At 73.7% G+C, this 13,988-nt stretch carries 11 protein-coding genes; 8 read left to right on the top strand and 3 right to left on the bottom strand.

Annotated features, from left to right (window positions below; genetic code table 11):
• Positions 1-10: 10 nt before the first annotated feature.
• A complete protein-coding gene (locus IG64_RS16735) occupies positions 11-544 on the bottom strand; it encodes a TerD family protein (RefSeq protein WP_037856780.1) in 534 nt (177 codons plus the stop codon).
• A gap of 158 nt (positions 545-702) precedes the next feature.
• Here IG64_RS16735 and IG64_RS16730 point away from each other — a divergent pair, with 158 nt between their 5' ends.
• The 5 genes from IG64_RS16730 to IG64_RS16710 all read left to right on the top strand — a co-directional run bounded on the left by IG64_RS16730 (position 703) and on the right by IG64_RS16710 (position 4,771).
• Positions 703-1,308, top strand: a complete 606-nt coding sequence (locus IG64_RS16730) for a YdbC family protein (RefSeq protein WP_037856778.1) — start codon at positions 703-705, stop codon at positions 1,306-1,308.
• Between the two features lie 115 nt (positions 1,309-1,423).
• The gene (locus IG64_RS16725) at positions 1,424-2,083 is read left to right on the top strand and encodes a histidine phosphatase family protein (RefSeq protein WP_037856777.1); all 660 of its coding nucleotides are present in this window, start codon (positions 1,424-1,426) and stop codon (positions 2,081-2,083) included.
• A gap of 11 nt (positions 2,084-2,094) precedes the next feature.
• Positions 2,095-3,003, top strand: a complete 909-nt coding sequence (locus IG64_RS16720; protein ID WP_037856775.1) for an ADP-ribosylglycohydrolase family protein — start codon at positions 2,095-2,097, stop codon at positions 3,001-3,003.
• A gap of 368 nt (positions 3,004-3,371) precedes the next feature.
• A complete protein-coding gene (locus IG64_RS16715; protein ID WP_037856771.1) occupies positions 3,372-4,073 on the top strand; it encodes a ribonuclease HII in 702 nt (233 codons plus the stop codon).
• 68 nt (positions 4,074-4,141) lie between these two features.
• Positions 4,142-4,771 carry a hypothetical protein gene (locus IG64_RS16710; protein ID WP_078884046.1) on the top strand — a complete coding sequence of 210 codons (630 nt, stop codon included), beginning with the start codon at positions 4,142-4,144 and terminating at the stop codon, positions 4,769-4,771.
• Positions 4,772-5,057: 286 nt separating this feature from the next.
• Here IG64_RS16710 and IG64_RS16705 read toward each other — a convergent pair whose 3' ends face one another.
• Positions 5,058-5,672, bottom strand: coding sequence for a hypothetical protein (locus IG64_RS16705; protein ID WP_037856767.1), 615 nt, complete (start codon positions 5,670-5,672; stop codon positions 5,058-5,060).
• 380 nt (positions 5,673-6,052) lie between these two features.
• On the bottom strand, positions 6,053-8,218 hold the full coding sequence (locus IG64_RS16700) for a RecQ family ATP-dependent DNA helicase (protein ID WP_037856765.1): 2,166 nt from the start codon (positions 8,216-8,218) through the stop codon (positions 6,053-6,055).
• A 242-nt stretch (positions 8,219-8,460) separates the two neighbouring features.
• Between IG64_RS16700 and IG64_RS16695 the strand changes: the two genes are divergently transcribed.
• From IG64_RS16695 to IG64_RS16685, 3 genes are all read left to right on the top strand, one after another.
• Positions 8,461-10,173, top strand: a complete 1,713-nt coding sequence (locus tag IG64_RS16695; RefSeq protein ID WP_037856762.1) for a DUF4192 domain-containing protein — start codon at positions 8,461-8,463, stop codon at positions 10,171-10,173.
• Between the two features lie 593 nt (positions 10,174-10,766).
• Entirely contained in the window at positions 10,767-12,914 is a 2,148-nt protein-coding gene (locus IG64_RS16690) for a glycogen debranching N-terminal domain-containing protein (protein WP_234438529.1), read from the top strand.
• Positions 12,915-13,148: 234 nt separating this feature from the next.
• Positions 13,149-13,907 carry an NUDIX hydrolase gene (locus tag IG64_RS16685; RefSeq protein WP_037856760.1) on the top strand — a complete coding sequence of 253 codons (759 nt, stop codon included), beginning with the start codon at positions 13,149-13,151 and terminating at the stop codon, positions 13,905-13,907.
• Positions 13,908-13,988 lie beyond the last annotated feature (81 nt).

Here is a 13,988-nt window from a genome sequence, read left to right as displayed (position 1 = left end):
GTGGGTCCGGCTACGGCCGGTGGATGCGCCCCATGGTGCGGGTGAACGTCGCGGGGTCGTCCTCGAACCCGTGGACGCCGGGGCGGAAGACCCAGCTGCCCGACTCGTCGCGCGCGAACTCCGCGACGGCCGCGGCCCGCGCCCTGGGCACACCCCCGAAGTCGTCCTGGGCGAGAACGGTGTAGCCCTCGCGGATCCGCAGCCCGGGGTCCAGGACGTCGGCGAAGGCGCGGTGCGCGGCGCGCTGCTGGATCACCACACCGACGACCACGCGCGCGTACCGGGTGTCGAGCCGGTCGAGTTCGAGCGTCATGACCTCGTCCCAGCCGAAGCCCCTGCCGTCCGTGCTGTCCCGGTTCAGGTAGATCGTGCCGTCGGGGGAGCGGCTGTCGAAGTGCACCACGTAGACGGGTTCGCCGTACGGATCGTCCGCCAGGTAGGTGCCGGCCACGATGTCCAGGTCCGTGGGGGGCTGCCCCGCCGGACTGGGGTCCCACTTGAGCGCCACCTCGATCTTGCGGATTCCTTTGCTGAGCCCGCTCACCGGACTCCCCCTTCCCCGTGTTCCCGTTGCCCCGCCTGCCTCAACTTCCGGCATGCGAACGTTTGTTGTCCATCGTGCCATGCCGACCGGTGCGCCTGTGCGGGCGCTGTCTTCGGGAGAGTGACCGACGCCACGCTCCAGGGCCGTACGATGGCGCGGTGCTGGTCAAGTGGATTCGCTGCACCGTGGTGGACCGCCGGGGCTTCGAGCGGGGGCAGCGAAAGTGGGCGGGGCTTCTGGGAGAGCCGGGGTTTCGGGGGCAGGGAGGCGGCTGGAGCCGGGGCCGGGACGGGGTGGCCCACGTCTTCGCCTTCTGGGAGAGCCGCGCCTTCTACGACTCGTTCATGGCCCGCTCCCACGACCGGCTGGCGGCCGCCCAGGCCGGAACGTTCAAGGACGCGCAGGTCCGGCTTTTCGATCACAGATTCGATGTGAAGACGGGGTTCCAGCCGCGCTTCACGGACGCCGACCTGGTCCGTGTCGCGCTCTGCAGGGTCCGTGAGGAGCGCGCCGAGCACTTCACGCTGATGCAGGAGAAGGTGTGGAACCCGGCGATGGCCGGCTCGCCCGGCATGGTCCGGGGCCTGTTCGGTGAGGCACCGGGCAGCGAATTCCTCGTCCTGTCCATGTGGCAGTCCTCCGCCGAGCACGGGAAGTACCGCACCGAGCGTGTCGAGCGCCTGGCGTTGCGTGCTCAGACGGAAGCCGATGTGGCGTCCATGACGGGCGCCATCGTGGACCTGGAGCCCACCTGGACCGTGTGACGCGCCCGGGAGCGCGGACGCGCCCTCGACGGCCATGGCGTCCGGACGTGTGACCTACGCCGTACGGGGGCCGCTCGATTCTCCGAACGGTCGTCGCCCGATCTAGTGTTTTGGCATGGCACGACCACGGCGCATCGTTCTTGTCCGGCACGGCGAGTCGACGGGCAATGTCGATGACTCCGTCTACGAGCGCGAGCCCGATCACGCGCTGGCGCTCACCGAGCGGGGCAGGCAGCAGGCCGAGGACACCGGCAAGGAACTGCGCGAGCTGTTCGGACGCGAACGCGTGAGCGTGTACGTCTCCCCCTACCGCCGCACCCACGAGACCCTCCATGCCTTCCACCTCGACCCCGGCCTCATACGGGTGCGTGAGGAACCACGGCTGCGCGAGCAGGACTGGGGAAACTGGCAGGACCGCGACGACGTACGCCTCCAGAAGGCCTACCGGGACGCCTACGGCCACTTCTTCTACCGCTTCGCCCAGGGCGAGTCCGGCGCCGACGTCTACGACCGGGTCGGTGGCTTCCTGGAGAGCCTCTTCCGCAGCTTCGAGGCCCCCGACCACCCGCCCAACGTCCTCCTGGTGACCCACGGCCTGGCGATGCGCCTGTTCTGCATGCGCTGGTTCCACTGGACCGTCGCGGAATTCGAGGCACTGTCGAATCCGGGGAACGCCGAGATGCGGATGCTCGTTCTCGGTGACGACGGCAGGTACGCCATGGACCGGCCGTTCGAGCGGTGGCGGGACCCGGAGCCGTACGGGATCACTGGATAGAGTGGCGAGCGATGACCTCAGACTCCTCTCCCGGCGGGCGCCTGGAGCGCGCCCTGGCCAGCACACGCGGACTCTCGGTCGGGGACGCGCTGGGCTCGCAGTTCTTCGTGCCGGCGAACTACCCCCTCCTCCACCGCCGTGAGCTGCCGCCCGGCCCGTGGCAGTGGACCGACGACACGGAGATGGCCTGCTCCGTGGTGGCCGTCCTCGTCGCCCACCACCGCATCGACCAGGACGCCCTGGCCGACTCCTTCGCCCGCCACCACGACTTCGACCGGGGGTACGGCCCCGCGGTCAACCGCCTCCTGCGTCTCGTCCGGGAGGGCGGGGACTGGCGGGAACTGGCCGCGGCCCTCTTCAACGGCCAGGGTTCCTGGGGCAACGGTGCCGCGATGCGGATCGCCCCTCTGGGCGCCTGGTACGCGGACGACCCGGAGCAGGCCACCCACCAGGCCGAGATCTCGGCGTACCCGACACATCAGCACCGCGAGGCCGTCGTGGGCGCCATGGCGGTCGCCGCGGCAGCCGCCCTGGCCGCGGCCCCCGACGGGCCGCCGCGCCCCGAAGCACTCCTGGACGGAGTCATCGCCCTGGTGCCCGCCCGCAGCGCCGTCGGCGCCGGACTGCGCCGCGCCCGCGACATGCTCGACTACGGCGACGCCGGCACGGTCGCGGCCGTCCTCGGCTGCGGTCGGCGGACGACGGCCCACGACACGGTGCCCTTCGCGCTCTGGTCGGCCGCCCGGTGCCTCGGCGACTTCGAGGAGGCCTTCTGGAGGACGGCCCAGGCCGGCGGCGACGTGGACACCACCTGCGCCATCGTCGGCGGGGTGCTCGCCGGGGGCGAGGCGGGCAGTCCGCCCGCCGAATGGGTGCGCTCCACAGAGGCGCTGCCCGACTGGCTGCCGACCCGGGCCTGACCCGCTTCGACGCCCCCGCTGAGCCCGGCGGGAAGTCCGGGCCGGCTCCGCTCCGTGCCGCGTCCCCGCGCTTCGCTGCGTGATTCACGAATGCGACCCGAGCCCGGCGCACTGGATCCGAGGAGCTGCCGTCTCCAGGGGAATTGATCACGCACGGTGGCGCAGCGGCGCCGAAGCGGGCCGGTGAGGGGTGAGCGCCGCGGTCGACGCCCGTCTCCTCGCTGTCGCACCGGCTGCGCTGACACGCGCGCGAAGATGTGCACGAGTGAAGACGGCGACCCGGACCACCGGGTCTGCGGCAGCGCTGCGACCGCGCGGGGAAACCGGGGTGTCGCATCGGGATCAGGGCGGCGTACGCTAAGGGCGCCATGCCGTACGAACCACCCACTCACACCGTCGAGCGCTCCCTTCGCGCAACGACCGGAGCCAAGGTCATCGCAGGTGTCGACGAGGTGGGGCGGGGTGCGTGGGCCGGACCCGTCACCGTCTGCGCCGCGGTCACCGGACTGCGCCGGCCTCCCCTGGGGCTCACCGACTCCAAGCTGCTCACCGTCAAGCGGCGCACGGAACTCGCCGTGGAACTGGAGAAGTGGGTGACGGCGTACGCCCTCGGGCACGCCGCACCGGAGGAGATCGACGAGCTGGGGATGACGGCGGCCCTGCGGCTCGCCGCCGTGCGCGCCCTGGAAGGACTGCCCGTCCGTCCCGACGCGGTCATCCTCGACGGCAAGCACGACTACCTCGGCGCTCCCTGGCGGGTTCGCACGGTCATCAAGGGTGACCGGTCGTGCGTGGCCGTCGCGGCGGCCTCGGTGATCGCCAAGGTGCACCGCGACAAAATGATGGCCGAACTGGGCGCCGACCATGCAGACTTCGGATTCGCGGCCAACGCCGGTTATCCGTCGCCTGTGCACAAGGCCGCGCTGGAGGAGCGGGGGCCCACCCCGTACCACCGGCTGTCGTGGGCGTATCTTGATGCGCTGCCGCGCTGGCAGCACCTCAAGAAGGCCCGGGTCTGGCTGGAGGGAAACGTTCCGCAGATCGAGGGCCAGCTCGGCTTCGACTTCTGACGGGGCCGCTTGCCCGGATGTGCCCCCCGCTCACGCGGGCCGTACCAACGTTTGATAAATATCAGCTCATGCCTCTCATTCCCGAGGAGCCTCAGATTCACGAGAGTGCCCAGGGTCCCCGCGCCACTCCGGCCACCGGCCGCACCGCGCCGACCCCCCGTCCCGTACCCGGCCCCCGTCCCGCGGCTCCGTCGCGTCCCGGTCGTCCCGGCCCCGTGCGGCCCGCGCCGCCGGCGCAGCGTACGCCGCGGGACGCGGCCGCGACCAAGCCCGCCCCTTCGGGCCCGGCTGTCCCCGCCGCCTCGGCGGCTCCGCAGATCCAGCTGATCCCCGCCTCGGCCGAGGGAGCCCTCGACGCCGCCGAGGAAGCGGTCGACCTGCTCCTGGAGTCGGGTCGTGCCCCTGGGGAGGTGCTGGTGATCACCACCGGCGACCCGCACCCCTGGGCCGCCCACGAGTTGTCCTTCGGTGAACCGTCCTACTGGGCGCAGCACGACGCGGGCGACGACGTCTTCTACACGGACGCCGCCGGAACCTCGCGTGCCGCCTCCCGGCCGGTGGTCGTGGTCGCCGTCAACGGCGGCACCGACGACGCCGTCGCCGCCGCCCTGCCGCTGGCCCACACCCGGGCCGGAGCGCTGCTGATCGTCTGCGGTGACCCGCAGCAGATCAACTCGGTGCTGGGCGCAGGCGTCTGAGGGGTTCCCGGCGGCTCGGCCGGTAACTCCTGCCCGTCCGGTCCGGCCTGCCCGTCAGGCGCGGTGGGTGACAGCCGTCGTCGCGGAGCACCGCGCGACGGCTGTTTCGGCATGAGGGATGCTCCGGGAGTGTCCGGCCGCCCCGCACGGCAGCGTCGTTCTTCGCGCCCGTGCGCGCGGGGGACGGCGCACTCAGGGCGCGGTGCGGGACCGGGTCGTTTGCGGTCGCGGAGGCCCGCGCAGGCCGGGCTGCGCGGAACGGTGGTGCCGGGGTTCGGCGCCGGCGTCAGCGGGCCGCTGCGCGGCGCAGCACCTCGGAGGCCGCGCCTCCGGTACGAGGTGACGGCGGCGCTGCCTCCGCCGTGCCGAGGGCTTCGGGCGTCGAGACGGCGCTCGGCCTGCGGCCACCTCGCCCCTCACCGAGGACCTGCCACCCGTCTCTGGTCAGCGTGATGTACGCCCCGCAGCGCAGCCCGTGCAAGGTGCACGCGTCACGCAGCCCCCACATCCACGCGCCGTCCTCCTCCGTCCAACGCGCGTCGCCCTCCCGGCAGTAGAGCAGCACCGCGGTGCGTACCGGGGTACGGCGCCGCAGATCGTGCGGTACGACGCGGCGCAACTGGGCGAGCAGCGCGTTGCGGAACATCCAGCCGTCGGCGGGCGAGGGGCGGCGGGTGAACGACGCGCTCGCCCGTAGCCGCTCGTCCGGATCGAGGACCGCGACCACGGCGGTGGCCGGCCCCGGACGGTGCCGGGAGTGCAGTCCGCTGACGACTTCCCGGGGGTTGCGCAGCAGAGGAATGCCCGCGGAGGCCCACTCCGCGGGTTCGAGCACACGATGGGCCGAGGCGGCGGTCGACGACAACGAGGCCGCCGAGGACGGAGCGAATCCGAAGGTCACGTTCCTCCCTTCGGCTACGCGCCCATACTGCGGGCGGGGTCGGATTCGGGGGAGCGCACACCGCGGCGGAGCCCTACCGGACCGGGCCGGGGCCGCGCGGGGAGCGGAATTCAATTCTTCCTGTCGAACTGGGTTGCGGCAACGAGCAATTGGGGTCACCGACCGTTATCGGCTGACCCGTGCCTTATATCCCTACCCAGCGGTCGGCCTCGCGACGCCTTGAAGTGCACGGTCGGTCACGCCTCCACCGCCTGTGCGGAGCAAGTACCACGCCTTCCACGGCGCATACGCGCCACGGACCGTGAGAAGCGGGGCCCGGCACCCGGACCCGGCCGCCGGACGGGCGCGGCCGCCGCCGGGCTGCCGCAGCCGGGGCGCGCTCAGCCCTGAACGGCGAGCACCAGAGGCAGGACTCCCTGCGCCCCCGCCTTTCTCAGCAGCCGGGCGGCGACCGCGAGGGTCCAGCCCGTCTCGGTGCAGTCGTCCACCAGGAGCACCGGCCCCGGACGGCCGACGAGTGCCGAGGCCAGCGAGGGCGGCACGGTGAGCGCTCCGTCGAGGGCCTTGAGCCGCTGCGCACTGTTGCTGCGGGACACGGGACGCGCGTCCCCGGCGTATTCGACGGTGCCCAGCAGCGGCAGCCGGCCGACCTGGGAGATGTGCGCGCCCAGGGACTGGACGAGCCGGGGGCGGGTGCGCGAGGCGATGGTGACGACACCGACCGGGCGCGGCTGCGCGTCCGCCGCGCCCGTGGCCCAGCCACCCGGTGCCTTCGCCCAGTCGGCCAGCACGCCCACCACGGCCCGGGCCACGTCCTCCGGCAGGGGGCCGTCCGGAGCGTGGGGCGCGAGCAAGGGCCGCAACCGGTTGCCCCAGCCGATGTCCGACAGACGTCCCAGGGCCCGCCCCTCAGAGGCCTGCTCCGCGGGCGGGATGCGCCCCTTGAGAGCGACACCGATCGCCGGGAGACCGGTCGGCCACATGCGCCTCGGTTCCACCTCCACCCCGGCCCGGCCCAGGTCCACGCGCGCGGCGTCCAGCGCCGAGGCCGAAAGGTCGGCGGTGAACCGGGCCCCCGCGCAGTTGTCGCAGCGGCCGCACGGCCTGGCGGTCTCGTCGTCGAGCCGGCGCTGCAGGAACTCCATGCGGCAGCCCGTCGTCGCCGCGTACTCGCGCATCGACTGCTGCTCCGCCGCCCGTTGCCGCGCGACCCAGTCGTAACGCTCCGTGTCGTAGGTCCACGGCCGGCCCGTCGAGATCCATCCGCCCTTGACCCGCTTGACCGCCCCGTCCACGTCGAGCACCTTGAGCATGGCCTCGAGGCGCGAACGGCGCAGCTCGACCAGCGGCTCCAGAGCCGGCAGCGACATCGGTCCCGGAGCGTGGGCCAGCACGTCGAGGGTCCTGCGCACCAGCTCCTCGGAGGGGAACGCGAGCGACGCGAAGTACTCCCAGATCGCCTCGTCCTCCTTGCCGGGCAGAAGGAGCACTTCCGCGTGCTCGACTCCGCGGCCGGCCCGGCCCACCTGCTGGTAGTAGGCGATCGGCGACGACGGGGAACCGAGGTGCACGACGAAGCCCAGGTCCGGCTTGTCGAATCCCATGCCGAGGGCCGAGGTGGCCACCAGCGCCTTGACCTTGTTCGCCAGCAGATCCTCCTCGGCCTGCTGCCGTTCGGCGTTCTCCGTCTTGCCGGTGTACGACGCGACGGCGTGTCCGCGGTGCCGCAGGAAGGCGGTGACCTCCTCGGCGGCGGCCACGGTGAGGGTGTAGACGATCCCGGAGCCGGGCAGATCGTCGAGATGGTCCGCCAGCCAGGCCATCCGGTGTGCGGCGTCGGGCAGCCGCAGCACGCCCATGCTGAGGCTCTCCCGGTCGAGGGGCCCACGGAGCACCAGCGTGCCCGAGGCGTCACCCGTCCCCAGCTGCTCGGCGACGTCGGCCGTCACGCGCGCGTTGGCGGTGGCGGTGGTGGCCAGCACCGGCACACCCGCCGGGAGTTCACCGAGCATGGTCCGAAGCCGCCGGTAGTCCGGGCGGAAGTCGTGCCCCCAGTCCGAGATGCAGTGGGCCTCGTCCACGACGAGCAGACCGGTGGCGGCGGCGAGCTTCGGCAGGACCTGGTCACGGAAGTCGGGGTTGTTGAGCCGCTCCGGGCTGACCAGGAGGACGTCGACCGCGCCCTGTGCGATCTCCGCCTGGACGGTGTCCCATTCCTCCGGGTTCGCAGAGTTGATCGTACGGGCGTGGATGCCGGCGCGGGCGGCGGCCTCGACCTGGTTGCGCATCAGCGCCAGCAGCGGGGAGACGATCACCGTGGGGCCGCTCCCGCGCGCCCGGAGCAGGGAGGTCGCCACGAAGTACACCGCGGACTTGCCCCAGCCGGTGCGCTGGACGACCAGGGCCCGGCGCCCCTCGGCGACCAGCGCCTCGATCGCCCGCCACTGGTCCTCGCGCAACCGGGCCGTGCCCGTGCCGTCGCCGACGAGGCGGGCGAGGACCGCGTCGGCCGCCGCCCGGAGTTCCGCGTTGCTCGTGTGCTCCATGCGTCCCATACAACAGGACGGCAGTGACAATCGGAGACAGCGGGACGGTGCCGGTCACCGGAGAGCGCGGCAGGCCGCCGGGGCTCGGAGACAGCCGGACGAGCAGGCTGTCCGGAGCGGCGGGGCCCCGACGGTGGGCCCGCGGCCGGGGCTTCCGACGGCGTGACCCTGGCCGGACTTGTCCACAGGGCAGTTATCCACAGGCAAAAGCGGAAGATTCAATTCCGCGAGATCGTCGGCGCATGACGAACCACAGCGAAACGACCGGACCCTTCGGAAACGGCCACATCACCTACGAGGGACCGGGCCCCGAACATCAGGTCACCCTGCGTACTCCGGCCGAGCTGGCCGACGCCCTCCCGTACCTGCTCGGCTACCGGCCGGACGACAGCATCGTTCTGGTCGCCCTGCACGACAAGGACGGCCGGGGCAGGTTCGGCGGCCGGGCCAGGCTCGGTATTCCGCCGAGCCGGGGCGACTGGCCGTCGGCGGCCCGGCAACTGGCCCACGGCCTGATCACGGGCAGCGAGCGCCGAGGCGCCAAACCGGAGCAGATGGTCGCCTTCCTCTGCCAGGAGCCCGCGAGCGGTGAGTCGCCGCGCGACGTCGTACGGCGGTTGCAGCCGCTGGCGCAGAAACTGCGCACGGAGTGCGGCCGCTTCGACGTCCCGGTGATCGAGGCCCTGTGCATCTCCGGGGGCCGCTTCTGGTCCTACTGCTGTCCGACCGACGGGTGCTGCCCCGACGAGGGACGGCCCATGGGGCTGCCCGGCACCTCGGTCCTGGCCGCCGCGGCGACGTACGCGGGCATCCAGGTGCGCGGCAGCCTGCGCGAGCTGCGGGCCAGGCTGCTTCCCTGGGAGACCCCTGCCGCACGGGCGCAGGAGACCGCGCTGGACAAGGCGGGCAGGGCCCTGGTGCCCAGGATTCTCGACGAGGCGAACCGTGTCGTGGTGGCCGAGGAGACACTCGACCTGGCCGAGCGGGTCCTGTGGCGGTTCGCCGAGGCCCCCGGCATCGCCGGTGCGCTCCCCTCCGACCTGCGCGACGACCGACTGCTCGAGGACGAGGAAGCGGCCTTCCTGATCCTCGGCCTGCAGGACCGGACGACGCGCGACCGGGCGGCCGAGTGGATGGAAGGGGAGGAAGCGGCTCCGGCGCTCCGTCTGTGGCGGGCACTGGCCCGCCGCTGCGTCGGCAGCTACGGGGAGCATGCGGCCGCGCCGCTGGCACTCGCCGGCTGGGTCGCCTGGTCCCTGGGCGACGGCCTGGAGGCTCGCGAAGCCCTCGCCATGGCGCTCGGCGCGGACCCCGACTACCTCTTCGCCCGTCTGCTGCACCAGGCCTGCAACGAGGGCCTGGACCCGGAATCGGTCCGACGCTGCCTGCGTGCGGAACGGGCGGGACGCGAGTGGTCGGCGGACGCGGAACCGGTCGGCGCAGGCGAGGACACGGGACAAGACGCGGCTGCGCAGGCGGCGGCCGTCGAGGACGCGGAGAAGACGGACGCCATGGTCCCGCAGGACGCGGCCGTCGCGGACGCGGCAGCGGAAAGGGCGGGAGAGACGGAAGAAGAGGGGGAGGCGGAAGGCCTCACGGACGCGGGCAGCGTACCGAAGGCGGAGGACGAGGAAGGGGCAGAAACCGTGGGCGGCCCGGCGCGGGCGCTGGTGACCGCCGGTGACGGCAGTCACTCACCGGCGGTGAAGGGCGAGTCCTTCGGACGTCGGCGCCGGCTGCGAGGCGACGCACCCGTCGCGGACGGTGGCGGCGCGGAGGGGGCACGCCCGGTCACCTCCCGCACCGACAGCGGTCACCCGCGCCCCGGGGCCTCCAGGTCGCCCGGACGGACCCGCCCACGGGCCGGGTCCAGGACCAAGGGGGACGTACACCGCCGCGGCGGATGCCGGCCGACCGGCAAGCCCCGGGCCGACAGGCCCGAGGACGGCGTATGAACCCCCTCCGGTCGATCCAGAGGTGGTGGTCCAAGCTCTGCTCGGCGACCCAGGGGAAGCCGGCCGGTCACCGGCTCTCCGGGCCGCACGGGAGGCATGGCGAGCGCGAGGGGCGGGGCCGGCACGGGAGGCGGGGCGAGCGGAAGGGGCCGGGCGCGCACGGGATGCCTGCCGAGTGCGGGGAGCCGGGCCTGGACGGTCGGTCGGTTCCGCATGATCGTCCGGGCCACGGGCCTACGGGCGACAGCGGACCGGGCGATCAGCCGACGGGCGGGGGAGGATGCGGTGGGGGACGGCGCGGCGCGGTCCGGCCCTCGTCGTCCGGACCGCTGCCACCGGCAGAAAGCGCGGCACGCATCGCGCGGGACGAGGACCGGTGGCCGGGCGTCGGCGGTCCCGTCGGCCGGTGGGTTCCGTACAGCCGCCATTCGGTCGGCTTCCCCCGCCACAGGCGTGACCCGGGACGGCCCCCCGGCGTTCACCTGAGTGGCGGAGCGCCCGGCCGGGCCGCCCCGCCGCCGTTCCCAGGCCCCCGGGCCGACGCCGGGCGCCCCGCCCGCCCGGGGCCCACAGAGCGCAGAGGAAGCCGTCCCATGCACCAGCCGACGCCGCCCTGCCCCACCGGGGCCGTGCTCCCTTCCGAGACGTGGGCGGCCGGGCCGACGTGGCGCGGGACGACGAGCCGGGAGACACGCCTTGTCCCGTCCGCTCCCGCTTCTCCGCCCGCGCGCGTCGCCGCTCCCGTCCGTGGCGGCTCCCGGGTCGCGGCGCGGCAGCCGGCCGCTCGTCCTTCGTCCGAGCTGCCTCCAGCCCACGACGCCCTGATCTGCGTCGCCCTCCCCGGGCTGGCGATCTCGACCGCCCAGGGACAGCTGACCGGTCGCGGTCTTGAAGGCTTCTACCGCGCCGGCAGGCGCCTGCTCTCCCGCTGCCAGATCCGGGTCGCCGGCCGCGAACCGCTCGCCGTGCAGGCCCTGATGACCGCCGCGGACCGGGCCCGCTTCGTGGGCGTCCTGCGTGCTTCGCCGGGCACCGGGCCCGATCCCGACGTACTCGTGGAACGCGTGCGCGACGCGGACGGCACGGAACGCATCACCTTGCGCAGCACATCGCTCCGCCCCTTGAGAGTCCCCGTGGAGGTGGCCCTCGGGACGGACCTCGCCGACCTGGGCCAGATCGCCCGGGGCCGCGCGGGCGGCGAGCGTCCCGCGAGCGTGCGTGGCTCAGGTCTGCGCTGGTCCAGCGGGGCCACGAGCGCGTCGGTCACCGCGGACCCGCCACCCGCCGAAGCGCTGGCCTCCGCCGGCCTGCTCCGCTGGGAGTTCGAGCTGCCCCCGGGCGGCACGACGAGCGTGGAACTGCGGGTACGCCAGGACGGTGCGGGCCCGCTGCGGGCGGCGGGCCGCGCGGCGACGAGCCCACTGGCACCGGCGCGGGCCACGGGAGACGCCCCGGGTGTCGCGGAACTGATGCGCGCCGGCATCGACGACCTGCACGCTCTCCTGCTGCGCGACCCGATGCACCCCGCCGACCTCCACCTCGCGGCAGGAACACCCTGGCGTTCCGGTCTTGCCCCGGCCGAGGCGCTCGTCGCCGCCCGCATGGTGCTGCCCCTGGGCACCCGGCTCGCCGCGAGCACCCTGCGCACGCTGGCCCGCACCCAGCGGGCGGGCCCGGGGCCGCAGTCCGGCATGATCCCCGGTCCGCGGAGGGACGCCGGTCCGCACCTTCCGCCCGGGTGCACGGGCACGGAGGCGACCCTGCTCTTTCCCGTGCTCCTCGCGGAAGCCCGCCGATGGGGCCTTCCGGAACAGGAGACGGAGGAGTTGCTGCCCGCCGCCGCGGACTGCCTGAGCTGGTTGCGCACCGCCGTGGGCGAGGACACGTACCTGTGCGATCCGCTGCCCGGACGGCCCGTGCGCTGCGAGATCCAGGCGTACGCACACCGAGCGGCAGTGCTCGGCGCCGATCTGCTCGACGCGTTCGACCGGCCGGGCGCCGCCGAGCTGCGGCAGTGGGCCGAGCAGCTGCGTTCGGCGTTCCGCAGCGGTTTCTGGGTCGAGGACCGCGGCGGCGGCAGACCCGCCGCGGGCAGGACCCCCGACGGGCGGCTTCTGACCCACCTCGACGCTTCCGCCGTGCATCTCCTCGACACGGGGCTGGCGGGCGGTGGCGAGCAGGCGCCCGGACTGCTCGACAAGGCACAGACCGGGCAACTCGCCCGGTTGCTCGGCGGACCGTCGATGGACTCGGGCTGGGGACTGCGCGGGCTGGCCGCCAAGGAGGCGGGCTTCAACCCTTTCGGGCATCGTGCCGGGGCGGTGCGGGTGGCGGAGACGGCGGTCGCCGTGGCGGGTCTGGCGGCCGCTGGACACGAGAAGGAGGCGGGCGCGCTCCTGCGGGGCGTTCTGGCGGCGGCCCAGGCCTTCGGGCACCGACTGCCCGAGATGTTCGCCGGGGAGCAGCGCACGGAGGGCGGCGCGCCCGTGCCGCATCCGGCGGCCTGCCGTCCCTCGGCCACGGCGGCCGCCGCCGCGGTCCTGCTGCTGACCTCGCTCGTGGGCATCCGGCCCGATGCCCCCGCCAGGTCGGTCACCTTGCGGCCGGTGCGGGCCGCGCCGCTCGGGGAGATCGGCTTCACGGGGCTGCGGGTGGCCGGAGCGCCCTTCTCCGTGCGCGTCAGCAGGCTCGGCATGGCTCTGGTGGAGGAGGCGGCCGAAGGACTGCAACTGGGTGCCTGATCTCGTACGGGCCAGGAGGGGCGACGCGGGGGTCGGCCTCGTACGGGCCAGACGTGCGACGGGGGGCTTGCCTCGCAGGCCACGGGCTGCGAGGGGGGGCTTGACCTCGTGCGACACGGGGGCTGAGCCCTGGCAGGGGCAGCCGTGGGGCTCGGGGTGCAAGTCCGCACAGCGGTCGACGCTGCGACCGACGGAGGGAGTGTTTATCGTCAGGCAGACGACTATGATCACCGCATGCCCTACGACCCGTCAGCCTTTCCGCCCTTCGCCGTCACCGTGGACCTGGTCGTGCTGACCGTGCGCCATCACTCCCTGTGCGCGCTGGCGGTGCACAGGGCAGAGCCGCCGTTCCAGGGGCGGTGGGCGCTTCCCGGGGGCTTCGTGCGGGAGGACGAGGACCTGGCGCAGGCCGCGGCACGCGAACTGGAGGAGGAAGCCGGCCTGCGCGCCCACGACCCCGCCGCGCCCGTCCAGGACAACGGCGCCCACCTGGAGCAGCTCGCGACCTACGGGGACCCGGAGCGTGACCCGAGGATGCGCGTCGTGAGTGTGGCCCACCTCGCCCTCGCGCCGGATCTGCCCGCGCCCCGGGCGGGCGGCGACGCCGGGGACGCGCGGTGGGCACCCGTGGAGGAACTGCTGCAGCAGGGCGGCTACGGCCGCGACGGTGAACCGGTGGCCCCGCTCGCCTTCGACCACGCCCAGATCCTGGCCGACGGGGTGGAGAGGGCTCGCTCCAAGATCGAGTACTCATCGCTGGCGACCGCTTTCTGCCCGCCCGAATTCACCGTCGGTGAACTGCGCCGCGTCTACGAGGCGGTGTGGGGCGTCGCGCTCGATCCACGTAATTTCCACCGCAAGGTGACGGGCACAGTGGGCTTTCTCGTGCCGACAGGAGGCACGACCACGCGGCAGGGCGGCCGGCCGGCGCAGCTCTTCCGGGCCGGTGGCGCCACTTTGCTCAACCCGCCCATGCTGCGGCCCGAGGTCTGATTCCCCGTCCTCGTGCGCGCAGTGCGAAGGCGCCGTTTCCCGCGGGCCGGGAAAAACGAGGGAGCGGGCGGGGCGACGGTG

Source organism: Streptomyces sp. NRRL S-340 (assembly GCF_000720185.1).
In the GTDB taxonomy this organism is placed as follows: domain Bacteria; phylum Actinomycetota; class Actinomycetes; order Streptomycetales; family Streptomycetaceae; genus Streptomyces.
This window is presented reverse-complemented; position numbering and strand designations above follow the sequence as displayed.